Source organism: Opitutus sp. sgz309028 (assembly GCF_059821195.1).
Genome location: NZ_JCAMRR010000002.1, coordinates 60,331 through 85,221, shown reverse-complemented (window position 1 = coordinate 85,221; position 24,891 = coordinate 60,331). Strand labels below are relative to the sequence as shown.

Annotated in this window: 22 protein-coding genes; 11 read left to right on the top strand and 11 right to left on the bottom strand. The window is 65.0% G+C overall.

Going from position 1 to position 24,891, the window contains the following annotated elements:
* Nucleotides 1-53: 53 nt before the first annotated feature.
* Nucleotides 54-2,297: a thioredoxin domain-containing protein gene (locus AC6RV7_RS06340; RefSeq protein WP_500093071.1), complete on the bottom strand. Its 2,244-nt coding sequence runs from the start codon at nucleotides 2,295-2,297 to the stop codon at nucleotides 54-56.
* Nucleotides 2,298-2,417: 120 nt separating this feature from the next.
* Between AC6RV7_RS06340 and AC6RV7_RS06335 the strand changes: the two genes are divergently transcribed.
* Complete coding sequence (locus AC6RV7_RS06335) at nucleotides 2,418-3,284, top strand: NAD-dependent epimerase/dehydratase family protein (protein WP_500093070.1); 867 nt, start codon at nucleotides 2,418-2,420, stop codon at nucleotides 3,282-3,284.
* Between the two features lie 293 nt (nucleotides 3,285-3,577).
* On the opposite strand, the gene AC6RV7_RS06330 is transcribed toward AC6RV7_RS06335, so the two are convergent.
* From AC6RV7_RS06330 to AC6RV7_RS06305, 6 genes are all read right to left on the bottom strand, one after another.
* Complete coding sequence (locus tag AC6RV7_RS06330; protein ID WP_500093069.1) at nucleotides 3,578-5,077, bottom strand: DUF1080 domain-containing protein; 1,500 nt, start codon at nucleotides 5,075-5,077, stop codon at nucleotides 3,578-3,580.
* Nucleotides 5,078-5,145: 68 nt separating this feature from the next.
* Complete coding sequence (locus AC6RV7_RS06325) at nucleotides 5,146-6,135, bottom strand: LLM class flavin-dependent oxidoreductase (RefSeq protein ID WP_500093068.1); 990 nt, start codon at nucleotides 6,133-6,135, stop codon at nucleotides 5,146-5,148.
* An 82-nt stretch (nucleotides 6,136-6,217) separates the two neighbouring features.
* On the bottom strand, nucleotides 6,218-7,690 hold the full coding sequence (locus tag AC6RV7_RS06320) for an MFS transporter (RefSeq protein ID WP_500093067.1): 1,473 nt from the start codon (nucleotides 7,688-7,690) through the stop codon (nucleotides 6,218-6,220).
* A gap of 73 nt (nucleotides 7,691-7,763) precedes the next feature.
* Nucleotides 7,764-8,387, bottom strand: a complete 624-nt coding sequence (locus AC6RV7_RS06315; protein ID WP_500094189.1) for a trimeric intracellular cation channel family protein — start codon at nucleotides 8,385-8,387, stop codon at nucleotides 7,764-7,766.
* A 44-nt stretch (nucleotides 8,388-8,431) separates the two neighbouring features.
* The gene (locus AC6RV7_RS06310) at nucleotides 8,432-9,712 is read right to left on the bottom strand and encodes an amidohydrolase (RefSeq protein ID WP_500093066.1); all 1,281 of its coding nucleotides are present in this window, start codon (nucleotides 9,710-9,712) and stop codon (nucleotides 8,432-8,434) included.
* A 13-nt stretch (nucleotides 9,713-9,725) separates the two neighbouring features.
* Nucleotides 9,726-9,947 (bottom strand): hypothetical protein, encoded by a 222-nt coding sequence (locus tag AC6RV7_RS06305; protein WP_500093065.1) that lies wholly within the window; start codon nucleotides 9,945-9,947, stop codon nucleotides 9,726-9,728.
* Nucleotides 9,948-10,156: 209 nt separating this feature from the next.
* On the opposite strand from AC6RV7_RS06305, the gene AC6RV7_RS06300 reads away from it, so the two are divergent.
* Both AC6RV7_RS06300 and AC6RV7_RS06295 read left to right on the top strand, forming a co-directional pair.
* Nucleotides 10,157-10,912, top strand: a complete 756-nt coding sequence (locus AC6RV7_RS06300) for a PEP-CTERM sorting domain-containing protein (protein ID WP_500093064.1) — start codon at nucleotides 10,157-10,159, stop codon at nucleotides 10,910-10,912.
* A gap of 100 nt (nucleotides 10,913-11,012) precedes the next feature.
* On the top strand, nucleotides 11,013-11,546 hold the full coding sequence (locus AC6RV7_RS06295; protein ID WP_500093063.1) for a pyridoxamine 5'-phosphate oxidase family protein: 534 nt from the start codon (nucleotides 11,013-11,015) through the stop codon (nucleotides 11,544-11,546).
* 253 nt (nucleotides 11,547-11,799) lie between these two features.
* On the opposite strand, the gene AC6RV7_RS06290 is transcribed toward AC6RV7_RS06295, so the two are convergent.
* Entirely contained in the window at nucleotides 11,800-13,275 is a 1,476-nt protein-coding gene (locus AC6RV7_RS06290) for a sodium:solute symporter family transporter (protein ID WP_500093062.1), read from the bottom strand.
* Nucleotides 13,276-13,399: 124 nt separating this feature from the next.
* Between AC6RV7_RS06290 and AC6RV7_RS06285 the strand changes: the two genes are divergently transcribed.
* Nucleotides 13,400-13,903 carry a DUF4112 domain-containing protein gene (locus AC6RV7_RS06285; RefSeq protein WP_500093061.1) on the top strand — a complete coding sequence of 168 codons (504 nt, stop codon included), beginning with the start codon at nucleotides 13,400-13,402 and terminating at the stop codon, nucleotides 13,901-13,903.
* Between the two features lie 25 nt (nucleotides 13,904-13,928).
* Here the strand turns inward: AC6RV7_RS06285 and AC6RV7_RS06280 are convergent, their stop codons facing one another.
* Nucleotides 13,929-15,902 (bottom strand): glycoside hydrolase family 97 protein, encoded by a 1,974-nt coding sequence (locus AC6RV7_RS06280; RefSeq protein ID WP_500093060.1) that lies wholly within the window; start codon nucleotides 15,900-15,902, stop codon nucleotides 13,929-13,931.
* 258 nt (nucleotides 15,903-16,160) lie between these two features.
* On the opposite strand from AC6RV7_RS06280, the gene AC6RV7_RS06275 reads away from it, so the two are divergent.
* From AC6RV7_RS06275 to AC6RV7_RS06255, 5 genes are all read left to right on the top strand, one after another.
* Nucleotides 16,161-16,469: a hypothetical protein gene (locus AC6RV7_RS06275; RefSeq protein WP_500093059.1), complete on the top strand. Its 309-nt coding sequence runs from the start codon at nucleotides 16,161-16,163 to the stop codon at nucleotides 16,467-16,469.
* An 84-nt stretch (nucleotides 16,470-16,553) separates the two neighbouring features.
* The gene (locus AC6RV7_RS06270) at nucleotides 16,554-17,348 is read left to right on the top strand and encodes a response regulator (protein WP_500093058.1); all 795 of its coding nucleotides are present in this window, start codon (nucleotides 16,554-16,556) and stop codon (nucleotides 17,346-17,348) included.
* A gap of 109 nt (nucleotides 17,349-17,457) precedes the next feature.
* Nucleotides 17,458-18,435, top strand: coding sequence for an NAD(P)H-quinone oxidoreductase (locus tag AC6RV7_RS06265; RefSeq protein ID WP_500093057.1), 978 nt, complete (start codon nucleotides 17,458-17,460; stop codon nucleotides 18,433-18,435).
* Nucleotides 18,436-18,574: 139 nt separating this feature from the next.
* Complete coding sequence (locus AC6RV7_RS06260) at nucleotides 18,575-19,915, top strand: esterase/lipase family protein (protein WP_500093056.1); 1,341 nt, start codon at nucleotides 18,575-18,577, stop codon at nucleotides 19,913-19,915.
* Nucleotides 19,916-20,010: 95 nt separating this feature from the next.
* On the top strand, nucleotides 20,011-21,309 hold the full coding sequence (locus tag AC6RV7_RS06255; RefSeq protein WP_500093055.1) for an O-acetylhomoserine aminocarboxypropyltransferase/cysteine synthase family protein: 1,299 nt from the start codon (nucleotides 20,011-20,013) through the stop codon (nucleotides 21,307-21,309).
* Nucleotides 21,310-21,733: 424 nt separating this feature from the next.
* Here the strand turns inward: AC6RV7_RS06255 and AC6RV7_RS06250 are convergent, their stop codons facing one another.
* On the bottom strand, nucleotides 21,734-22,231 hold the full coding sequence (locus AC6RV7_RS06250; RefSeq protein WP_500094188.1) for a methylglyoxal synthase: 498 nt from the start codon (nucleotides 22,229-22,231) through the stop codon (nucleotides 21,734-21,736).
* A 149-nt stretch (nucleotides 22,232-22,380) separates the two neighbouring features.
* Nucleotides 22,381-23,208 carry a 7-cyano-7-deazaguanine synthase gene (locus tag AC6RV7_RS06245; RefSeq protein ID WP_500093054.1) on the bottom strand — a complete coding sequence of 276 codons (828 nt, stop codon included), beginning with the start codon at nucleotides 23,206-23,208 and terminating at the stop codon, nucleotides 22,381-22,383.
* Between the two features lie 116 nt (nucleotides 23,209-23,324).
* On the opposite strand from AC6RV7_RS06245, the gene AC6RV7_RS06240 reads away from it, so the two are divergent.
* Both AC6RV7_RS06240 and AC6RV7_RS06235 read left to right on the top strand, forming a co-directional pair.
* Nucleotides 23,325-23,789, top strand: coding sequence for a SixA phosphatase family protein (locus AC6RV7_RS06240; protein WP_500093053.1), 465 nt, complete (start codon nucleotides 23,325-23,327; stop codon nucleotides 23,787-23,789).
* A 72-nt stretch (nucleotides 23,790-23,861) separates the two neighbouring features.
* Nucleotides 23,862-24,854, top strand: a complete 993-nt coding sequence (locus tag AC6RV7_RS06235; protein ID WP_500094187.1) for an aldo/keto reductase — start codon at nucleotides 23,862-23,864, stop codon at nucleotides 24,852-24,854.
* Nucleotides 24,855-24,891 lie beyond the last annotated feature (37 nt).

The following is a 24,891-nucleotide window of genomic DNA, read 5'->3' as shown; positions in this document are numbered from 1 at the left end:
CAGATCGGCTGACTTGGTGGCGTCTTCCCCAGCGGAAAGCAAGCGGTCGCTGCTCAGCCAGTCAGCGCTTGGCGCAATTCGTCCGGCGACGTCGCCGGTTCGCGACAGGTGAAGTCTTCGCACACGAACGCCGTCGCCTCGCCGTCCCGCGGCGCCATCGCCGCCAGCCACGGTGCCCGTCGCGCCAGCCACGCCTGCCCCTCGCCGCCGTCGGCCGCCAGCAACGCGCGTTTCGGGCCCAGTTTCTCGTGCAGCACCGCCGCCAGCCGCCGAAAGCCGGCCGATCGCGGATCGCCCGCGAGCACCACGTGCCGCGTGGAATCCAGCGCCAGCTCCAGCGCACACAACATCTGCGGCAGCGCCTGCGGCGTCTGAGTCCACTGCGCCCGAAAGGCCTCCAGGCAGCGCCGACCACGCTCGGCGAAACCCACTCCGTCCGCCGGCCGGCTTTCCTCTTCACCCAGCATCGTCGCGAGCCGGAACAGGTTCGACGCCGCGATCGAACTGGCCGCCGGCTCCGCCCCATCGTAATCCTCCTTCAATCGCAACACGATCGACGCATCGCCGGCCTCCGAATTGAAGTAGCCGCCGCGTTCCTCGTCCCAAAAACGCCGGTCCATCGCTTCCTGCAGCCGCTCCGCCCATTGGAGCCAGCGGATCTCGAAACCGGCCTCGTAGAGGTCCAGCAATCCCTGGATCAACGCAGCATAATCCTCGGCAAACCCGTGCGTCGCGCCGCGTCCGTGCCGCCACGTGCGGAAGAGCACGTTCGCCTCGCGGTCGTAAAGTTCGCGCTCGATGAACTCCGCAGCCCGCGTCGCCGACGCCAGATACTCCGCCGCCGGGCCGCCGTCGCCGGACGGCTCCGGCTCCAGGATCTGATGCGCCTTCGCCAGCGCCGAGATCATCAGGCCGTTCCACGCGGTGATGATCTTGTCGTCGCGGAGCGGACGCGGCCGCCCGGCCCGCACGCGCCGCAGCGTTTCCAGGCAGCCCAGGATGCGCCCGCTGGCTTCGTCCAAGGAAAGCTGATACGCCTGCGCCGTTGCCGCGAGCGACTGCCGCTGCCTCAGGATGTTCCGGCCGCGCAGGTCGCCGTGCGGATCGAATTGCTCCGATACGTTGCCGTTTTCGCTCACGCCGAAATGGGCCGAAAACAGCGCTGCGTCGGCGCCCAGCGCCTGCGTGATCTCGGCCTGCGTCCAGACATAGAACGCGCCTTCGCGCGACTTGCCGCCCGCGGTCGGATCCGGGCTGTCGGCGTCCTCCGCCGAGTAAAAACCGCCGTCCGCATGGCTCAGATCCCGCGCCACGTAGTCCAGAATATCGCGCGCCAGCCAGGCATAGCGTTCGTCGCCCGTCGCCTGTTTCGCTTCGAGCGCGTTGATGGCGATCTGCGCCTGATCGTAGAGCATCTTCTCGAAGTGCGGCACAAACCAGCTCTCGTCGACGGAGTAGCGGTGAAACCCGCCGCCCACGTGATCGTGAATCCCGCCGCGCGCCATCGCCTGGAGCGTCGCGCCGGCGAGCTTCACCGCTTCCTGGCCCGCCTCGCTGTCGAGCCCCTGCAGCGCCGCCGCACGCAGCAGGAAATTCAAATTGCTCGCACGCGGAAATTTCGGCGCGCTGCCGAACCCGCCGTGGTTCGGATCGAACGCCTCGAAAAAATACTGGAAGCACTTCTCGAACGCGGCCGCGCCGTTTTCCACGAGCCCGAAGGCAGGAGTCGAGCCTCCAGAGCTGGATCCGGCCGCCGCGCTCTGGGCGCTCGGCTCTGGGCTCTGAGCTTTCGATTCCAAATAGTCCCGCAGCGTCCCGATCACCCGCTCGCCTTCCGCGACCAGTTTCTCGCGCTCCTCGGCCCAGCCTTTTGCGATCGCCCGTAGGATCGACGAAAACCCCGCGCGCCCGTGCCGATCCTCCGGCGGAAAATACGTCCCGCCAAAAAACGGTTTCAACTCCGGCGTCAGCCACGCGCTCAACGGCCAGCCGCCGTGCCCCGTCATCGCCTGCACATACGTCATGTAGAGCTTGTCCACATCCGGCCGCTCCTCGCGATCGACTTTGACGGGCACGAAGGACGCGTTGAGCAGCGCGGCAACGTCCGCGTTTTCGAACGACTCGTGCGCCATAACATGACACCAGTGGCAGGTCGCGTAGCCGATGCTCAGGAAAATCGGTTTCTGCTCCGCGCGCGCCTTCGCAAACGCCGCCTCGCCCCATGGCAACCAGTCGACCGGATTGTCGGCATGCTGCAGCAGATAAGGAGATTTTTCGTGAGCGAGGGCGTTGGGCATGGTGCAGCCGACACCCAATGCACAAACCGCGTGAAAGACAAAGCCCGCGGTCGTCGCGATCTCTAAAGTTCCAACGCAGCCACCCTCGACGTCGCGTCGCATCCGGCGCACCGTGGCGCCATGCCTACGAAACGCATTCTCGTCACCGGCGGCAGCGGCAAGGCCGGCCAGTGGATCGTCCGCCATTTCGTCGAACAGGGCTATGACGTCGTCAACGTCGACGCCCGCCGGCCCGACGTCGCGCAATGCCGCACGATCGTCGCCGACCTCACGCAGCTCGGCCAGGTCGTCACGGCCTTCTCGCCGTTCGGCACCGGCGATCGCACGCCCTACGCCGGCGTCGTCCACATGGCCGCGATCCCGCGCGCCCACGAATCGCCCAACGACGAGATTTTCCGCGTCAACGCGCTGAGCACCTACAACGTCCTCGAAGCCTGCGCGCTGCTCGGCATCAAGAAAGCCGTCGTCGCCTCGAGCGAATCCTCCTACGGAATCTGTTTCGCGTCCGAATTTTTCGCGCCCCAATATCTCCCCGTCGACGAGGCGCACCCGCAGTTGCCGGAGGACACCTATGGTTTGAGCAAGGTCGTCAACGAAGTCACCGCCGCCGCCTTCCATCGCCGCACCGGCATGCAGATCGTCTCGCTTCGGTTGGGCAACATCCTCTCGCCGGAGGATCACGCGATGGTGCGCGCGCGTTTCGCGCATCCGGAAGATCGGCTCCGCATCCTCTGGTCCTACATCGACGCCCGCGACGTCGCGATCGCCTGCCGGCTCGCGATCGAAAAGGACGGACTCGGCTGCGAGCCGGTCATCCTCGCCGCCGACGACACGTCGTCGAATTTGACGTCGCAGGAATTGATCCGGCGTTTCCTGCCCGGCGTGACGCAGTTCAAGCGTCCGATCTCAGGCCGCCAATCGCTGATCGCCAACGACCGCGCGAAGGCCCTCCTCGGCTGGACGCCACAGCACGTGCTCGAAGTTTGATTTCTGCTCACGGCACGCTGGCGCCCGCCGCCGTCACTCCGTGCATTCTGTGCATTCTGTGCATTCTGTGGTTAATCCCGGGGGCATCCGGTAGCGGCGATCGTCCCGATCGCCATTTCAAGGTAAGGGCGCGTGTCCCACGCGTCCTGAGTTCGACTCGCGCTTCACACCGGTGAGCACCACCCGCGAATGTCGCTGCGAACAGCGCGGCAGGGACGCCGGGAGCCACCTGCCAAACAGCGCATCGCGTTTTTCGCAAATCGGTCGCCCTCCTGCCGACCGTCTGGCGTGCCTTACTGCGCGAGCTCGCGTTGCGCGCGGCTCGGGCCGTAGCCGGGCACCCACATGTTTTTCCACGTGAGTCCCGCGCGGCGCTGCATCTCCAACGGATACGACCAGTCCCCGAAATCCGCCGCCGTGGTGTTGTTCGTGCCCCACGTGAACTTCGCGCCCGCCGCTTTCGCCAGCCGCACGAAGCGCTCCGACGGCAGCCGGTAGCGCGCGTTGATCTCGATCGCCACACCGTGCTTCACTGCCGCGGCGATGATCTTTTTCATCCGCGCATCCGTCCACAATTCCTTCGCGCGCGACGCGATCGCGTCCGGCAGAAAGGTCGGGTTCACATAAATGTCGATCGGCTCCGTCTCGATGATGCGCACGGTCGTCTCCACGAGCTCGTCCATGAAGCCCTGCACGTCGGGCCCGATGTCCGCTTCTTCCGGAATCCACAACCGGAGCCGCTTCCCCGCCTTGTTCGTCCACGTCATCGAGTCCGTGAAGATGTAGTCGAACCTCGCCCGCGCTTCCTTGGAGAACATCTTCATCCACTCGCGGCCCTCCGCCTGCAGCGCCAGAAACACCGGCCGCTCCTTCATCGTTTCGATAAACGCCAACGCCGCCGCGTCCGTCTGGATCGGGAAACCTTGGCCGCCGTTCGTCGCGATGCCGAGCGTCACGCCTTTTCCCCGCGCGATCGCCAGCGCCCGATCCAGCGTGAGGTCGCCTTTCAGATGCGTGTGCAGGTCGACCATCGGAAAATTGTCGTTGGCCAGCGCGAGCCGGTGCACGGCTTCTTCGCCCCACTGCGGCCGCGCGACCGTCGCGTCCTCGCCGCCCGGCAAACGTCGCACGCGTAGATTGCGATAAAACGTGCGACTCTCCGGATCGTGCGCCTGCAACGCAAACGTCCCGCGCGCGAGCGGCTCCAGTTCCGGCGCGCCTTCCGGCAGCGGTCGCACGGGCTCGATATAGTCGACCAGCAGCACGCCGTTCACGCGGACCTGCACGCGCGGTTTGCGCACGACGATCTCCACCTTGAACCACACGTCGTCCGCCACCGGCGCGCGGTAAACGTTCACGATGCCGTAAAGGCTCCCGGTCTTCTTCAACTCCAGGTAATCGCCTTGCTGCGGCTGCGAGTTGTTCACCTGGATTTCGAAGCCCTGCGTCGGCCAGCCCGAATCCTGCCACGCCGTGTGAAAAAAGATTCCCGAGTTCGCGCCGCGCTTCGTCAGCACCTCCGCCGAAAACTCGAAGTTCTCGAACTCCGCCGCCGCGCCGCCGTCGCCGACGAAAAACAAATGCCCGCGCGGCCCGTCGCACGCGATCGCGCCGTCCTTTACACTGAACGACGCCGGACTCTCCGCCGCTTTCCATCCCGCCAGCGAGCGCCCGTCAAAGAGCGAGACCCACTCGCCCTCCGCCGACCGCGCACCGGACGCGACGACGAGCAGCGCGAGACAGCCAAGCGCGCCTTTCAGCGCGCGCGAAAACCGGAAAGCAGCGGGGTTCATGTCGGGGCAGGTTGAGGGCAACGCCGCCGCCTGACGAGACTTCCGGCGGAAAGTTCCTCGCCTCCGCGTCAGAGATCTCGTGCCACATCCGCCACGATTTCCAGCGAGCGCACGCGCGGCGCGTGATCGTAAATCGCCGCCGTGATCATCAATTCGTCGACTTTCGTTCGCTCCAAAAAGGTCTCCAGCCCGCCCCGCACCGTTTCCGGCGAACCGACCACCGCTTCGCGAAACGCGTGATTCACACCCGCGAGTTCGATCCGCGTTGCCACCCGGTGAATGTCGTCGACCGGCGGCGGCAGCGGCCGCGGCCGGCCGCGGCGCAAATAAACAAAGCTCTGTTGCAGTGACGTGAACAACCGCGTCGCCTCCGCATCCGTCTCTGCCGCGAACACGCCGACGCACGCCATCGCGTGCGGCCGCGGCCACTCGGCCGACGGTTTGAAATCCCGCCGATACACCGCGAGCGCCTCCATCAGCAGGTCCGGCGCGAAGTGCGACGCAAACGCGAACGGCAAACCCAGCGCCGCCGCCACCTGCGCGCTGAACAAACTCGACCCGAGCAGCCAGATCGGCACGGCGAGCCCCGCGCCCGGCACGGCCTGCACCGTCTGATCCGGCTCCGCCGGCCGGAAATACGCCTGCAACTCCACAACGTCCTCGGGAAAGGTGTCGGCGGATTGAGTCCGCCCGCGACGCAGCGCCTGCGCCGTCGCCGGGTCCGTGCCCGGCGCGCGACCGAGTCCGAGATCGATCCGGCCCGGAAACAGCGCCTCCAGCGTGCCGAACTGCTCCGCCACCACGAGCGGCGCATGATTCGGCAGCATCACGCCGCCCGAGCCCACCCGGATCGTCGAGGTGCCCGCCGCCACGTGTCCAATCACCACCGCCGTCGCCGCACTCGCGATGCCGGGCATGTTGTGATGTTCCGCGAGCCAGTAGCGGCGATATCCGAGCCGCTCCGCGTGTTGCGCGAGATCGCGGGAGCGGTGCAGCGCCTCCGCGACTGTGCCGCCCTCAACGATCGGCGAAAGATCGAGCACCGAAATGGGAACCATGCCGCACGAAGCGCAGCTCCGCCGAATTTGCCAGCGCGATGATGCACCGCGGCGGCGGCTCCCGCGACCGCGCGGCTCGCGGTCAACGTTGCTCCCTGGCCTTGGGCACGGTAAACATGATCACCACGACCGCTCCGACGGCCATGAGCACATTCAACGCGAGCGCGAGGGACGCCGCTTCCCGCAGGCCGAGGTTATCCTGCCGCCCCTGGAACGTAATGACGCCCTCCAGCCAGCGGATGCTCTCCGAGTTGGCGCTGAAGGCAGTGAAGACCGCCGCCGAAATCGCCACGCCGAACGCCGCTCCGAGCGAAGACGCCATCTTGTAGATCCCCGATCCGGCGCCGGCCTGCGCGGCCGGCAGACTGGACAGCGCCGCATCCGTCGATGGCGTCGCGTAAAAGGCCAGCCCGACGCCAAAAAGTGTATAGGCCACGACGGCGAGAACTTTATAGTTTCCCAACATAAGGTTGGTGGGCATGAGCAAAAGAATGGACAATCCCGTGATGAGACAGCCCCAGATCATCGGTTTGCGCGCGCCATGCCGTTGTAGCAATTTTTCGCCCACACGGATGAATCCGATGATCGCCACCGCGTAACCCAGAGTGAGCAGGCCAGACTGCTGCGCGGTGAGTTGACCGCCGAGCTGCACCAGCTGCAAAGAGACCAGCTGGGTGCCCGCGACGGCATTCAGGAGGAAGTTCGACGCGGTCGCGCCGGTAAAAATCGAATTCTTGAACAGCGCGAAATCGACGAAGGCCGCCGGCGCCCGCTCCTCGATCCGGAAAAACAGGAACCCGAAGATCGCGGTGAGCGCGATCAGCCCGAGGGAATAAGGGCTGGACCAGCCGAGTTTGTCCCCCTGCGTCACCAGAATCTGCAACGCGACCATCGCGATCATGAACGTCACCACCCCCGCGAAGTCGAATTTACCTGCCGCACCCTCGGCCCTGCTCTCCGGCATCTCGCGGATCAACGCGACGCCAGCCACCGCCACCAGAATCGAAACCCAAAAGATATAGCGCCAGCCGAAGTTCTGCGTGACCAGGCCGCCGAAAAGCGCGCAAAGGCCCGAGCCGCCCCACGAGCCAATGGACCACAGGCTGACCGCGCGCTGGCGCTCGGCACCCATCCAGTAGGTTTTCACGAGGGCCAGGCTCGCCGGCATGATACACGCGCCCGACAGCCCCTGCAGCGTCCGGCCGCACAACAGGAAGGCCGCCGCCGCACCGCCGACGGGAGCAACGGCGACCAGCAGCGAACCGGCAATGCTGAGATAAAAGCCGATCTTCAGGATTCGCACGCGGCCCACCCGATCGGCGAGGCCGCCCATGACCACGATGAAGATTCCGGAAAACAGCGCGGTCACCGCCACCGCACTGTTCATCGTGCTCGCGTCGAGACCGAGGTCCCGGCCCATATCGGGCGCAATATTCAATGTCGTCTGGGCAAACAGCCAGAAAGTGACCACGCCCAGAATGATTCCCCACAGCACCTTGTCGTTGCCGTGAAACGTCGGCCTCGCCGATTCCGTGTATTCGGAGGTCTTGTTCATCGTGACGATACGCGCGCCGGCGGACGCGTCGTATACATTGGCAGAGCCGCCGCTATATCATTTTCGATGTCGCTTACGACTTGCCCGAACTCGTCGTGGCCGGCAGCGGAGCGCGCCACCCGAAGTAGATCGCCATGATCCGCAACAGGAGACAGAGCGCGGCACCCAGCAGCATCGGATATAATTGCGGCACGCCCAGCACATGCCCGAGTGCCACCGTCATGCCGGCCGCGAGCGCCGCCACCGCATAAAGATCGCTGCGCAGCACGAAGGGCACGTCCCCGGCGAGCACATCGCGCATCATGCCACCGCCAATGCCGCTCAGCATGCCCAGGTTCGCCGCCATCATCGGATTGATCCCATAAGCGATGGCCTTTCCCGTGCCGATCACCGCGAACAGCGCAAGACCGATCGCATCCAACAGCAACATCGGCCGCTGCCGGGACGACACGCGCGGATACCAATAAAAGGTGATCAGCCCACCCGCCATCGCTATAAAGAAATAGTGTATTTCCGTGACCGCCGCCGGAGGCACCGCGCCAATCAGCACGTCCCGGATCATGCCTCCGGTGACGGCGACCACGAACGAGAGGAACAACACGCCAAACAAATCGAACTGCTTTCTCACCCCGACGAGGCCGCCGCTCACGGCGAAGACGAAGGTCCCGATCCCGTCGAGCACTTCGACCATGCCCATGAGGAGCGTTTGATGCATCGTCGTGATCGAAGACACGCTCAGGATCAACGTGGCTGCCCCGCCGCAGGAGAAATCCAGGCCGCGGCCGCCGACAGCATCGCCTCCACGCCGGTCCGCAGCGTCGGATCTACCACCGGCGCGAAATTGGGCGCGTGATTCGCAGGAATTTCATCGAGCCGGCCGCTCTTTTTCGCTTGGTCGTAAAGCGCCGGATCGATGCCACCGATCACCCAGAACACGCTCGGCACATTCCAAGCCGCGCCAAACAATCCGAAATCCTCACTCGCGGTCGCCGGCACGATTTCGGTCACCCGTTCCTTACCGAACCGATCTTCCAATGCCGCCACCACTCGGCGCGTGGCGGCCTCGTCGTTCCGGGTGAGCGGATACTCGCTCAGCAGCGAAAATTCCGGCGGCTTCGGTGCCCCGGAAGCGGCGGCCTCCGCTTCCAGAATCCGCTTCACCGCCCCGAGCACGCGAGCGCGCACCTCCTCCTTGAAAGTGCGGACGTTCAGCCGCAGGACCGCGTGATCTGGAATCACGTTCTCGCTCAGCCCCGCGAGCAGCGTGCCGACCGTGACCACGGCGGAGTCGGTCATCGCCACCTCGCGCGAGACCACCGTCTGCAAGCGCATCACCGCCGACGCGGCCATCACCACCGGGTCGATGCTTTTCTGCGGCATCGATCCATGCGCGCCGCGTCCGAACAGCGTGACTTCGTAACTGTTGCCCGCCGACAGGATCGTGCCGACCCGCCAGCCGATCTGCCCCGCCCTGAGCGGCATCACGTGTTGCGCCAGCGCCACCTCGGGCCGGGGAAAGCGCTTCACCATTCCATCCTCGATCATCGCCCGCGCGCCCTGGGCCGTTTCCTCGCCCGGCTGAAATACGGCCAGGATCGTGCCATGCCATCCGTCGCGGTTTTCGGCCAGGATGCGCGTGGCCCCCATTAGCCACGCGACATGGATATCATGACCGCAGGAATGAGCGATGGACGTTGCCTGTCCGAAACGATCGACGCCGGTCTTGTCGCTCGAATAGGGCAAGCCGGTGCTCTCCTTGATCGGCAGCGCATCCATGTCCGCGCGCAACAGCACCGTCGGCCCTTCGCCGTTGCGAAGGATGCCAACCACGCCCGTTCCGCCGACACCTTCGGTCACCTCATAGTGTTGCTGACGCAACCACGCCGCCGCGATGCCCGAGGTCCGGCGCTCCTGCATCGAGAGCTCCGGGTTGGCATGTATATCTTTATATATACCCTCCAGTTCCGCGAGCAGTTCGTCGGATGGGCCAGGAAGGCGGTGGCCCGATAAAACAGCGTTCACGATATGTCTCCTTTCACGCCGCCGGAGCGGCTCTGCGGATTCCAGCCGTCTGGGGACGGCTGCAGCGAAGGCCGGTTTCACCCTGCTCCAGCCACGCCAATATTTCCTGAGCGATGCGCAACCGGTCGCCGGTTTCCAGCGCCTCCGGGTGTTCCACGAGCGCCAGCAACTGAACGACACGCGCGCGACGCGCGAGCAGGGGATCGAGATTATCCGCACAAGTGGGGCACAGCATAAGGATTCCCTTTCGGCACCGCCCGGCACCGTAGCCGCAGCAAACCTTTTTTCAACCGACGGCTCCGTTCTATCGGAAGCGCGGTTCCCATGGCCAGGCTATAGTGAAAAACCTGATTGCATTCTAATATCAAACTCCGGGCGCATCCGTGGGTCGAAGGCCGTCCATTCGGACACCGGAAGTTCCCGGTGCCTCCACCCGTCCTGCTTATGAAAACATCCGTCTTCCTCGCTTGCGGAGCAGCGTTGCTCCTGGCCGCCACGGCCCCCGCCCAGCTCAGCGTCCCGCTCTCCGATATCAGCCTCGCCTACCCGTCCGCGCCCGCCCTCACCGTCAAGCTGGGCGCAACCAGCCGCGCGATCCTGCCGACACCGTTCGTCATCGACGGCGCCTATGCCGGCAGCGCGCTGTGGTTCTGCATGGATCCGCTGCAGACGATCTTCTTCGACGGCAGCGGCCAACCGCCCGGCTCGTCCCTGCTTTACGATAGCGATCAACCGACGTTTTACGACAAGTGGACCGCGTCCGCGCCCGGCCTCAGTGCCGCACGGCTGCAGGATCTCGCCGATCTTTTCACCGCCGTGCCGCTCAACCCTTCGAATCTCTCGCTCGTCGCGGCCCTGCAACTGGTCGTTCCGGAGATCACGAACGAGTTCGACGGCAACGGCTACAGCCTGTTTTCCGGGAAGTTCACCGTTTCCGGCGGCGCCAATGCCGCAGCCAATTCCATCGTGAACCTCGCCGAATCGATTCTCGCCAGCCTCGACACGCCCGGCGTCAAGGATCGCGGCAACGTCCAGGGCCTTCGTTTTCTCATCGACGGTCGCTACGGGTCGACGCCCGTCCAGGATCTCGTGGGGTTCGTGCCGGTTCCGGAGCCCTCGACCTACGCGCTCTTCGGCGTCGCTTTGCTGGTCCCCGCCATCGTCCTCCGTCGTCGCCGGCTCCGGCGCGCCCGCCCGTAGCCGACCGTCCTCAGTCTTCCACCGGAGATCGCCCCAACTACCGCCCGCCCGGCGATCCGTTCGCGCGCGCGGCGGTCTTTGCGAGCGAACTCCTTCGCTCATGAACTCTCCCGCCCCGACCCAACAAGCCCGCGCCGAAACGGTGAACAAACTCCGTGAACTCATCGGCGCGATCAATATCGCGATGTTCACCACCGCCGCGGCGGACGGTTCCTTGCGGAGCCGCCCGATGGCGACCCTGCAGTTCGACTATACCGCCGGCGAGTTGTGGTTCTTCACCGCCGACGACTCGCCGAAAACCGACGAGATCGCCGGCGACCAACGCGTCGGCCTTTCCTACGCCTCGACCGGCCGTCAGGACTACGTTTCCATTTCCGGCCGCGCGCGTCTGGTTCATGACCGCGCCAAAATCGCGGAGCTGTGGTCGCCGATGGCGAAGATCTGGTTTCCGGCAGGCCCCGACGATCCGCGCCTCGCACTGCTCTGCGTCGAGATCGACGCCGCGGAATATTGGGACTCGCCGTCCGGCATGATGGTCGAACTTTACGGCCTCGCGAAACTCGCGCTCACCGGCAAGCCCCCCTCCAATCTCGGCGAGCACGCCAAAGTCGATCGTCCGTTGTCCCGCCCGTAAATCGGAATTCTGAGCAGGAACCACGAAAGACACGAAACCCACGAAAACTGAATCGATCCGGATAAGCCCACGGAACACGCTGAAAACACGGAAGGAAAACGGCGCCGGAAAGCTGCCATTTCCAGGAGCTATCCGGCCTGGATTATTTCCGTGTGTTCTGTGTGTTCCGTGGGCCTGCTTCGTCGGTTTTCGTGCGTTTCGTGTCTTTCGTGGTTCCTCTCCGCCGACGGACGCCTTCGCGCCACGTTGATCGTTACAGTCGGCCCGCGACCAACGTCGCCGGCTCGAAACTCGCGCGCCGTCCGAATGCGACCCGGTTGAGCGCCAGCGCAAAGCCGATGCACGCGGCGACCGTCAGCGCCATCGCATGCAGAAAGTGCCACGGCGCTGGAAATGACGGATTGCTCGCGTGCAGCGCCGGCCACGCAAAGGCGAAGAGCGCGTAAAAACCCGCACCGAACACGATCGTCGCGATCACCGCGCGCGCATCGATGTTGCGGAACAGCAGGCCGATGATGAACGCCGACAGAATCGGCATCGAGAAGAGTCCCATCACCTGCTGGATCAGCTGAATGATGCTATCCGCGCCGGTGTAGAGCGGCACCAGCGCGATCGACAGCAGCGCGAATCCTACCTGCAGCCACACGCTCAACCGCTGAATCGAGGCGTCGCGGTTCACGAATTTCTGGTGCAAGTCGCACACATAGAGCGCCGCCGCCGAGTTCAGCGTCGAGTTGTAGCTGGTCATCACCGCGCCAAACATCGCCGCCGCAAACGCGCCTTGCAGCCAGTGCGGCAGCAGGTTCGCGACCAGGGTCCCATAAGTGGCGTCGCCGAGTTTGCCGTAGAGCTTGTAGGCGCAGACGCCGGGAATCGCCACGATCGGCGGAATGAGCAACAGCCGGATCGCGAGCGCTCCGAAGACCCCGCGCTGCGCCTCGCGCATCGACGGAGCCGCCAGTGCCCGCTGCGTGATCGTCTGGTTCGTGCTCCAGTAATACAGCTGCGTCAAAATCATGCCCGTGAGCAGCGTCGTCCACGGAATCGGCGACGCGCTGTCGCCGATCAGCGTCAGCCGCTCCGCGGGAATGCCCGAAAAGTCCCAATCGATCGCGTTGAGCGACAGCACCGTCACAAGCAACGCCATCCCGAGCACGATCACGCCGGCATAAGTGTCGGAAATCGCCACCGCGCGCAGTCCGCCGAAGATCGCATACGCCGCGCCCACCGCCGCGATGCCCGCCGACAGCACGATGATCGGCGTCTGCAATCCGAACATCGTCTTCATCACCAGCGAGCTCGTGTAAAGCATCACGGGCAGGAACACGAAGACCGAACCGGCCAGGAAAATCACCGCCACCGTCGCGCGGATGTAAGGATCGTTGTAACGCCGCTCGAGCAGCTCGGTCACGGTCGTGCAGTTATATTTGTAGTAGAGCGGCACGAACACCTTCGCGAGCAGCAGCAGGCCCGCGACGCCCGACAGCTCCCACAGCGAGATGAGCAGCATCTGCGCGCCGTTCATCCCGAGCAGCGTGTCGGTGTTGATGTTCGTCAGCGTGATCGATCCCGCGATGAACACCCAGTTGAGCCCGCCGTTCGCGAGGAAATACTCACGCGCCGAATCGGTGGAGCGCTTCGCCTTGCGGCAATGCAGCCACGTGATCAACGCGATCGCGGCGTTGAGGCCAAAGAAAACGGAAAGCTGGATGACGTTGTCGGTGCTCACGAAAAAAAAGGGGCCGGGGCGGTCCACAGGGAGCAGCCGTGCCCGCAGTCCGTCGAGACGGTCGCCAAACGGACGGTCCGCACGCCGGCGAACCCGCGACGTATCCGGCGGTCGTGAACGCCGCATGCCGCGCGCCGCCGCTTCCTCCGTTCCCCTCGATCCCGCCCGGCGGCTGAACCGCTTGCGCAAGCTCGCCTGGCTGCTCGACCGCTCCATTCCGGTCGGAAACAAGGGCCGCTTCGGCCTCGATCCGCTCCTGGGACTGATCCCGGGGCTGGGCGATTGGGCCGGCGCCGGCCTTTCGCTTTATATCGTCCACGAGGCGATGCAGCTCGGCCTTTCCTGGCCGGTGCTCGCGCGCATGCTGGCCAACATCGGTTTCGAAGCACTCGTCGGCACGATCCCGGTCGCCGGCGATCTCTTCGATTTTTTCTGGCAGGCCAACGTCCGCAACCTCCAGCTCGTCGAACGCCACTACCGGCCCGGCGCGCCGCCGCGCTCCACCCGCGGGATCGTGGTGCTGCTCGCGGTGTTCGGCCTATTCCTGCTCGCGTTGCTCGTCGCCGCCGCGGCGCTCACCGCCTGGGTTTTCACCGAAGTGTGGCGATGGCTGGCCGGCGCGGCCTGACCCCACCGCCACGTTCCCGCACCGCCTATTCGCGACGAATCCGCGCCGCCCAGCCGCCGCCTTCCGCGAGCTTCAGCTTGAGCTTGGTCGCATTCGTGACGCTGCGCTGCTCGCGCACGTAATCCTCCGCATATCGATCCGCATTCACGCCGTCGCGGTATTCGTCGAGCACGAACTTGCCCGCGGGCAGGAACGACAGATCGAGCTCCAGCTCGCGCGCCTCCCAATCGGTGATCGCGCCGACAAACCATTCCTCGCCGCTGCGCCGCGCGACGAGCGCGTAATCCGCGATCCGCGCAGCGAGCACCTTCGTCTCGTCCCACACCGACGGCACCGCTCCGAGGAAATCCATCATGTCCGCCTGCCGCTGGTAATGCGACGGCGAGTCCGCGAGCATCTGTAGCGGACTTTCGAATACCACATACAGCCCCAGCTGGTGGCAACGCGTCCCCTGGCTCGACGGCCGCGCGAAGTTCGACGCGAAGCCGACGCGATTCGCATTCCTCGTCGCGCCCGGCGTGTAATCCAGCGGGCCGACAAACATGCGCGTAAACGGCAGCGTGGCGTCGTGCTCCGGCGTGATGTGGCTGCTCCACTTGTTCCACTCGAGGCCGCGCACGCCCTCCGCCGTGATCAGATTCGGCCACGTGCGCGTGAGCTGCGCCGGCCGGATCGCGCCGTGAAAATCGACGAGGAGATGCCGCTTCGCCGCCTCCGCGCTCACGCGGTGATAATACGCCATCATCTTCTGGTCGTCGCGCTGCATGAAATCGACCTTGATGCCGCGCACGCCCCACTGCTGAAACTGGTCGAGCGCCGCCTCGAGCCGGTCGTCGAGCGTCTTCCACACCACCCAGAGAATGACGCCCACGTTCTTTTCCCTGCCGTAGGCCACGAGCGCCGGCACATCGATCTCCGGCACGACGTCGAGCACGTTGCCCAGCTTATACCAGCCTTCGTCCAGAATGATGTAGTCGAGCCCGTGCGCCGACGCGAAATCGATGTAGGCGCGATACGTCGCGTTGTTCACCCCGGTCTTGAAATCCACGCCGAACAGGTTGTTCGCGTTCCACCAGTCCCACGCGACTTTGCCGGGTTTGATCCACGAGGGATCGGCGATGCGCGAGGGTTCCGCGAGCAGGTAAACGAGCGAATTCGTGATCAGATCGGCGTCCTTCGTCGCCACGCCAAGCACACGCCAGGGATACGCGCGCGTGCCTTTCGTCACCGCAATGTAATCCGCCGCCTGCGTCACCACCACGTCGCGATCGCTCTTCTGGTCCTCCTTGAGTGGATACGGCGGAAACGCCGCCGCCAGGCCATTGCCCGACGTGCCGCGCAACCACAGTCCGGGATAGTCCTCCACCGCCGCGTCGGCGATCGCGATCTTGACGCCACCTGCATCGACGACCGCCGGAATACTCGCGAGGTTGCCGGCCGACAGATCGCCGAGCGCCCGCGGCTGGAAAAGCCGCTCGTTGTGCGAGTAAAAGCTCTGCTCCTCGGGATAGTAGACAAAATGATCGCCGGTGAAATTGAACGCCGCCTCCTCGCCGATCACCTTCACCTCCGCCTGCGACCACGACGTCTCCCAGCGATACGCGACGCCTTCGTCGTAGGCGCGAAACACCACCGCGTAGCCACCCTCGAATTCGAGCCGCAGTTCGTTGTAGCGATCGCGCAGCGTCGCCGCTTTCTGACGCACGACCGGTCGCAGCGTTTCGTCATGCACCCGCGTGGCCGTTCGCGTCAGCTTCGGATTCCGCCCCAATTCGCGCCCCTCCAGTCGCAGACTGAGTCGCGCCTCGCGCAGAATCGGCTTCTCCTCCACGTCGAGGTCGTAGCTGAGGTGATCGTCGACGCGGACCGCGACGACGATGTTGCCATTCGGAGATTGCAGTGACGGCACCGCGACCGCGGCCCCGGCTAGGGAGGCAAGGATCAGAAACCCGCCGAGCACGCCGGCCGCGCGGGCGGAAAACAGGGATGTAATCGTCATGGGGAATGGGGCTGCACGCCGTTACATATCTTTAGCATCAGCTTCGCACGGCGCGCGCGGAAGCATCAAAAATCGTCGTCATTGCCCTCAAGCCTTTCCGACATCTTTTCGCAGCACGCGCACATGCGTCGCGCCGGAACGCCGCGCGATCCGCATTTTCTCCGCATGCATCGGCAAAACCCGCAGGCGCCGACGCGCCCCGTTCCCCGATTCCTTGCGATCCCCGCGGGGTCCAAGATCAGAACCTCGCTGCTACCGATGAAAACCTCCCTCTGCCTCTGCCTGCTTCTTTTGTTTACCTCCGCCGCACCGGCGTCGGCCGCCGCCGCCGATTCCGCGGCGCTGGTCGAACTCGCGCGCGGCCACGAGCAAGTTTTCAAAAAACTCGCGAGCGACCGCACCGCGGTCGTGCTTCAGAAAGGAGAAAAACAATTTGTCATCTATGGTGTCACGGACCTCCGCTCCGCCGGGGGAATCCTGGAGATCACGGTAAAGAACGGGTCAAAATACAGTGTGAACCCGGACGACGTGTTCTTCATCACGAACGATTCGTTCGGCCTGAAATAGGATTGGGTAAAATTCCCGGTGTATCCACGACTTGGATCGTGGCTCCGCCCAACGAAGATCGTGTCTGCAAGGCCCGATCGATTTATGGCACCTTCCTCCGCCGTCGCCGCGCCGTTGCGCGTCCTCCTCGTCGAAGATCAAGCGCTCGATGCCGAGCTGATGATTTCCGAACTCGAGCACGCCGGCCTGATGCTCGTCTCCGTCACGCGGGTCGAAACCGCGCCGGACTTCATGCGCGAGCTCGCCACCGCACCCGACGTCATCCTGTGCGATTACGCGCTGCCGGCCTTCAGCGCCCCGGAGGCGCTGCGCCTGCTCCAGCAGCGCAACCTCGACATTCCGTTCATCATCGTCTCCGGCTCCATCGGCGAGGAGATCGCCGTCGAAGCCGTCAAGAGTGGCGCCGACGACTACCTGTTGAAAGACCGGCTCGGCCGTCTGGGGCCCGCCGTCATCCAGGCTGTCGAAGAAAAGAAACTACGCGCTGCCGCCCACCGCGCAGAGGAGGACCTGCGGCAGTCCGAATACAAATACCGCTGCCTGTTCGAACATCTGCCCGACGCCGCCTATCTGGCCGACGCCAACGGTCGCATCATCGATGTCAACCGGCGCGGCGAACAGCTCCTGAATCTCGATCGCGCCGGCGTGCTCGGCCTGCGGCTGAGCCAGTTTTTGCCCGCGGCTGTGTTTCGCACCTTGCTCGGCGGCACCCAGAGTCATCACGAGACGCCGATCCGGCTGAGCGCCGAAGTCGAACTGCCTTCCGGCCGGCGCTCGCCCGTGACGATTCACGCCTCGACGGTGCCGATCTACAATCGCCGGCTCCTGCTGGTCTTCATCCGCTCGCAGGAGCCCTCGACCGCGACCGATTCTTCGTAAGCGAACGCTATTTGGTTCGCTGCTGTGCCCGGCGCGTCTCGCTTCTCACCGCACGCGCCGCGCCGAAAGCCTGTTGCGCCCAACCGCCACCGCGGGTTCCTTGGCCGGCATGAAAGCTGTGACGATTGCCCAACCCGGTCCCGCCGAGGCGCTCACACTCGCGGAACGCCCCGAGCCCGCGTTCGGCGTCGACGACGTGCTGATCCGCGTGAAGGCCGCCGGCGTCAACCGTGCCGATGTGATCCAGCGCAAAGGCCACTATCCCGCGCCTCCGGGCGTGCCCGCCGACATCCCCGGGCTCGAGGTCGCCGGCATCGTCCAAGCCTGCGGTGCCGCGGTCACCCGCTGGCGCGTCGGCGATGCCGTGTGCGCGCTTCTCGCCGGCGGCGGCTACGCCGAACTCGTCGCGGTGAACGCGTCCCACTGCCTGCCCGTGCCGAAAGGATTTTCGTTCACCGATGCCGGCGCGCTGCCGGAAGCGTTGTTCACCGTCTGGTCCAACGTGTTTCAGCGCGGACGACTCCAGCGCGGCGAAACCTTCCTCGTGCACGGGGGCACCAGCGGCATCGGCATGGCCGCGATCCAGCTCGCGAGCGCGTTCGGAGCGCGCGTCTTCGCCACCGCCGGCAGCGACGAAAAATGTCGCGCGTGCGAAGCCGCCGGCGCGGAACGCGGCATCAATTACAAGACCGAGGATTTCGAAACCGCGCTCAAGGGCGTCGGCATCGATGTGATTCTCGACATGATCGGCGGCGACTACGTCGCGAAAAATCTCAAGCTGCTCCGCCCCGAGGGCCGGCTCGTGTTCATCAACACCGCGAAAGGCGCGAAAGTGGAAGTGAATCTCATGCAGGTGATGGCGCAGCGACTCACCATCACCGGCAGCACGCTCCGCAGCCGCGAGACGGCGTTCAAAGCCGCGCTCGCCGCCGAGCTCGAACGCGAGGTGTGGCCGTTGCTCGAATCCGGCCGCGTGCGCGCGAATGTTCACCGCGTGTTTTCGTTCCGTGACGCCGCCGACGCTCATCGCCTGATGGAAAGCAGCCAGCACATCGGCAAACTCGTGCTCGTGCCGGAGGAGGGTTGAGGATTGCGGGTTGAGCGTTGGCGGGCGAGAGCCTGCCACCGCTCTCGAGGTAGCGGCGATCGTCCCGATCGCCACCAGCGCACAGCGTCAGGCCGCCACCTGATGGCGGGCATCGGAGATCCTGCTACGCTCGGCGCGCATGGCCACGACGATCATCCTCCACGGCTACAGCGACGAGGGCAGCAACTTCGTCAACCTCGCCCGGTTCCTCGAGGACCAGGGCATGGACGTCATCTCGATCCGCCTCGGCAACTACCTCACGCTCGAGGACAGCGTCACCATCGAGGACCTCGCCGCCGCGTTCGAAACGGTGCTCGACGCGCGGAAAATCCCGCACGGCCCCGGCGATCTCAACCTCGTCGTCCACTCGACCGGCAGCCTCGTCGCCCGCGAATGGCTCACGCGTTTTTATCTCGAGCAGAACCGTCCGTGTCCGGTCCGCCGCTACCTGATGCTCGCCCCGGCCAACTTCGGCTCCCCCCTCGCCGCCATGGGCAAGACGATGGTCGGCCGCATCGTCAAGGGCTGGAAGAGCGGCTTCGAATCCGGCCGCGCCGTCCTCGACGCACTCGAGATGGGTTCTTCCTACACGTGGCAGCTCGCGCGCCGCGACCTCTTCGGGCCCCGCTCGTTCTACGATCCCACGATCTGCATGGCCGCCGTCCTCGTGGGCTCGAAACCCTACGGCACCGGCCTGCGCAAGCTTTCCGACGAGAACGGCGGCGACGGCACCGTCTACGTGTGCACCGCCAACCTCAATGCCACCGGCCTCACCGCGCTCTTCGGCGGACGCGACGACACCACCGTGGTGCAACCCTGGCCGCGCACCGCGCAGCCCATCGCCTTCGGCGTATTTCCCGATCGCGACCACACCAGTATCAAGAATCCGGAGACTGGCACCAAGCCGCTCGGCCGCACCATCGCGCGCTTTCTCCAGCTGCAGACCCCCGACGACTATGCGGCGTTCTCCGCCGAATGCGACGCGCTCACCGCCGCGACGCTGCCACCGAATCCGAAGGACGAGAAATATCACACCTACCAGAATCTCGCCGCGCGCGTCACCGACGACCTCGGCCACCCCGTGCGCGACTACTTCCTGGAGTTTTACGAGAAGGCCAAGAGTCCCGCGGACGAGACCAAGGTCGACGATCTCATGGTCCAGATCCACACCGAGGTCCTCGAATCGGTGCACAACTACAAGCCCGACCCGAGCTACCGCTCGCTGCTCTTCGATCTCACCGATCTCGCCGACGCGCTCGGCACGCGCAAGAAGCTGATGTTCTCTCTCTCCGCCGCGCCCGTGAGCGAGCTGGTCTCTTATCGCAGCGGCAAGGACGTCAACGACGTCAGCGAGCTCGCGGTCTCCGGCAAGGGCGCGTCGTTCTGGCGCGCCAACGAAACCCTGCTCGCCGACATCGTGATCCGTCGCCAGCAGGCGGAGAAGCTGTTCGGCCTTCTTGACGTACCGCCCCGCAAGTAAGCGGCGCGTAGTTTCCTCCGCGGTCACCGGGCTTGACGCGCCGCGCCTGGCGTCTTGCCTGAACGTTCACCCGCGAAACTCGAAAGACCCTTCCCATGAACAAGCAAGGTTTCGGAACCAAAGCCCTCCACGCCGGCCAGCAGCCGGATCCCACCACCGGCTCGCGCGCCGTTCCGCTGTATCAGACGACCAGTTACGTTTTCCGCGATACCGAGCACGCCGCGAACCTTTTCGCGCTGAAGGAGCTCGGCAACATCTACACGCGGATCATGAATCCGACGACCGACGTCTTCGAACAGCGCCTCGCCGCGCTCGAGGGCGGCAGCGGCGCACTGGCGCACGCGTCCGGCCAGGCCGCGATCACCGACGCCATCCTCAACCTCGCCGGCGCGGGCGATCACCTCGTATCCGTCGCGCAACTCTACGGCGGCACCTACAACCTGTTTCACCACACCCTGCCGAAGCTCGGCATCGAGGTTTCGTTCGTCGACGCCCAGGATCCCGACGCCTTCAAGCGCGCGTTGAAGCCGAACACTAAGGCGTTCTACGGCGAAGGTCTCGGCAATCCCGCGCTTAACATTTTCCCGTTTGAGGAAGTCGCGAAGATCGCGCGCGAAGCCGGCGTCCCGCTCATCATCGACAACACCTGCCTCACGCCCTACCTCAACCGGCCGTTCGAATGGGGCGCGAATATCGTCGTGCATTCGACCACGAAATACATCGGCGGTCACGGCACCTCGATCGGCGGCGTGGTCGTCGACGGCGGCAATTTCGACTGGGGCAACGGCAAGTTCCCCGGCTTCACGCAGCCCGACGCCAGCTATCACGGCCTGGTGCACTGGGACGCGTTCAAGAGCTTCCCGCCCGCCGGCGGAGCGAACGTCGCCTACATTCTCAAGATGCGCCTGCAACTCCTCCGCGACATCGGCGCGTGCATCTCGCCGTTCAACGCGTGGACCGGCCTGCAAGGCATCGAAACGCTGCACCTGCGCATGGACCGCATCTGCGCCAACACGCTCAAGGTCGCCGAATACCTCGAGTCGCATTCGAAGGTGGCGTGGGTCAACTACCCCGGCCTCAAGAACAGCCCCAACCACGCGGCGGCGAAGAAGTATTTGAGCGGCGGCTTCGGCGGCCTGCTCGGTTTCGGTCTCAAGGGCGGCTACGACGCCGGGCGCAAGCTGATCGAGTCGCTCAAGCTGTTCTCGCATCTCGCGAATATCGGCGACGCGAAGTCGCTCGCGATTCATCCGGCGAGCACGACGCACAGCCAGCTCACGGCCGAGGAACACAAGGCCGCCGGCGTGTCGGCCGACTACGTCCGCCTCTCCGTCGGCATCGAGGATTTCGCCGACCTCCAGGCCGATCTCGAGCAGGCGCTCGCGAAAGCCTGACCGAGCGAAGACCTGCCGCGGCCCGTCTCCGCGTAACCAAGTTCCCACGACGCGGCGCCCAGCGCGCCGCGTCTTTTTTTGCACCCGCGTTCCTCCAGCCCCTCGCCTTCTCCGCCTTTCCTCGCCCCGCTTCGCGCTCCCCACCCCCCATTTCAACGCGCGAGCTCCCTCCCCGACCTCCAATCCAGAGTGTCATATAATGTATGACACTTTTCCCGGCGCGCCACGATCAAGGGCAGTTGGAAGCACCAGGATAAACCACCTGGCACCTGCCGGCCGGATTTTCGTTGGGTGCGAAAATCGCCTGCCGCAGAGATGGGTTACCACGGGGAAGGTGTCATACATTATATGACACTCCCATAGGGTCTGTTTCGGCGGCGAAGGCTGTAACCGTAGTCGCGGTCTCTTCGCCGCGGTGCGAAGGTTAAGCCGGCGTTTTCCGCGTGCCGGTCAAACCGGCGATGGGGAGCGGGGGCGTTTCCACGCCGGGGACTTTCCGTTTGCGATAGACGTCGTAGTCCGGAATCAGCCGGTCGTATTCCTTGTCCATCAGCGGCGACGAAATCACGAAATCCGCCGTCGCGCGGTCGCACGCCGTGGGGATGTTCCACACCACTGCCATGCGCAGGAGCGCTTTCACATCCGGATCGTGCGGCTGCTGCTCGAGCGGATCCCAGAAGAAGATCAGGAAATCGATCTCGCCCTCGACGATCTTCGCCCCGATCTGCTGGTCGCCGCCGAGCGGGCCGCTCTGCAGCTTGATGATCGGAAAGCCGAGCTCGCGTTCGAGCAGCGCGCCCGTCGTGCCGGTCGCGTAGACTTTGTGATGCGCGAGCAAATCGCGGTTGAACTTCGCCCACTCGACAAGGTCGCGCTTCATGTTGTCGTGCGCGACGAGCGCGATCTTCTTGTTCAATCCCATCGGGATCTTCTTGTAGGCCGTGGCCGGATTCGCAGCGGAAGTTGGAGTCACCTCGCGATCCAAACGACGTTGCAGGACAAAGACACGACCGTTTTCGGCTTTCGGCGCCGTCGCAGCCGTCCGCAACGCGCGCTCGCGTTTGGCGGCACTCATCGACAGATTGTCAGCCACCGGCGGGCAAGGTTCACCGCCAAGCGGCGGCCGGGCGCCCACGCGCGACGCACCATGCGCAAGGCCGGATATACTCGGTGCCGCAGCAGCGCGCGCACGGGCAGCCGGTCCGCCATCCCCTCGGCGATCGCGTAGCGGCAGGGATTGCAGGTCCCACAAGGCTGCCCGCGGCGCGGGGTGTGGCAGAACCAGGTCAGATTCATGATTCGCTCGAAGCCGGCGGCACGCGCACGACGCCGCATCTCGGTTTTCGTGAGGTCGAGCAGCGGAAAACGAAACCCGGCAAAGAGGCCCAGATCCGTATCGCTCGCGTCCGCCGGCACCCGCCAGTAGCCGCTTCCATCCGGCGTGAACACCTGCTCGATCTCGGAGCGAACAAACGCTTCCGCGCGATCGTCCGCATGAATGCACAACTCGAGTCCGCGCACCGCAAACTGACGCCGGTAGCGCGCCAGCCCGTCGTATTGCAACCCGAGGTGGCCGCGGATCCTCAGTCGCGCGAGGGAATCGGTGACGTGCCGGTCGGGCGCAAGTGCGTCCAAGAGCGTCAAACGCGTGGGCAAGATCAATTCGTCGCTCCCCGGATAATCTTCCGCCACCTGTCGGCGGATCAGCCGCATCGCCCGTAACTCGGACAACGCGCCGGCACGCTCGGGATCCACGAGATAATGCGGCTGCACCGACCGCTGCTGCCTCACGACCAGGTCGAGCAGCCGGTAAGTCGAATCCCACCCGGCGGTCCACAGCAGCTGAACGGTTTCCGGCGCCGACACCGCATCGGGCGGAGAGACGGCGGCGAACTTCATGCCTCCGTCTAATCAACGTCTTCCGTCGATGGCAAAACCGGGAGACCCTGATTCGGGCCCCGGTGTCCGCCCCGGGGGCCGATTTGCCGAAGGCGCCCGCGCGCCTAGACTGCGCCATGTCCCTTTATCTCGTTCGCCATGCGCACGCGCTCAGCGCCGAGGAGGATCCCGCCCGTCCGCTGAGCCGGCGAGGTCGCAAACAGGTCGCCGCGCTCGCGGCATTTCTGCGCGGCACGGAGGCATTCCAAACGGCCGAGGTCTGGCACAGTCCACTGGCCCGCTCGGTGGAGACGGCCCAGCTCCTGGTCGCGGCGCTCGAACTCGACGCCAGGCAACTCGAGGTCGCAGGACTCGAGGGCGACGACGACCCCGCCATCGTCGCGGAACAATTGCGCAACCGCACGCGACCGCTCGCCGTGATCGGCCACGAGCCGCACCTGAGCGCGCTCGCGTCGCTGCTCGTCGCCGGCGAGACGGAGCCGGCGCGTTTTATTTTAAAGAAAGCCGCGGTGCTCGCGCTCGAGAAAACCGACGGCGCCTGGGCCGTGCGGTGGCAAGTTTCGCCCGAGATCCTGCCGTGAACAAATCGCGGCCGACCGCTTGAACCCCCGACAGAGCCCCCTCTCTTTTCCGTCATGGCAACGCACTCCTCGATCAAACGCCGCCGCCTCGGCGCAAACGGGCCGGAAGTCGCCGCAATCGGTCTCGGCTGCATGGGCATGAGCGAGTTCTACGCTCCCGGTCAGATGAACGAAGCGGAGTCGATCCGCGTCATCCACCACTACCTCGACGCCGGTGGAAACTTCCTCGACACCGCCGACATGTATGGCGTCGGCCGCAACGAAGAGCTCGTCGGTCGCGCGATCGCCGGCCGGCGCGACCACGTGGTGCTCGCCACCAAATTCGGCAACGTCCGCGGCCCTCAGGGCGAGTTTCTCGGCGTGCGCGGCGATCCCGACTACGTGCGCGCCTGCTGCGAAGCCAGCTTGCGTCGCCTGAAAATGGATACGATCGATCTTTATTACCAGCATCGCGTCGATCCAAAGGTTCCGATCGAGGACACGGTCGGCGCGATGGCCGAGCTCGTGCGCGCGGGAAAGGTCCGCCACCTGGGCCTGTCCGAAGCCGCGCCGGCCACGATCCGCCGCGCCGCGAAGGTGCATCCGATCGCAGCCCTCCAAACGGAATACTCCTTGTGGAGCCGCGATCCCGAGGCAGAGGTGCTTCCCACCGTGCGAGAACTGGGAATTGGCTTCGTCGCCTACAGTCCGCTCGGCCGCGGTTTCCTGACCGGTCAATTCAAGCGTCTGGAAGACCTGCCGGCGGACGACTATCGCCGGAATTCGCCGCGGTTTCAGGGCGAGAATTTTCAGAAGAACCTCGATCTCGTGCGCAAGATCGAAGACCTCGCGCGCCGCAAGCGCTGCTCGCCCAGCCAGCTGGCCCTCGCCTGGGTGCTGGCTCGCGGCGACGACATCGTGCCGATTCCCGGCACGAAGCGGATCAAGTATCTCGACGAGAACCTCGGGGCGCGGGACGTGAGCTTGAGCGCCGACGACCTGCGCGAGATCGATGCCGTCCTGCCCTTCGGAGCGACGGCCGGTGAACGCTATCCCGCGCAATCGATGACCGCGGTCAATCTCTAGGCGCCCAGGGCATTGGTAGTGTCATACATTATATGAC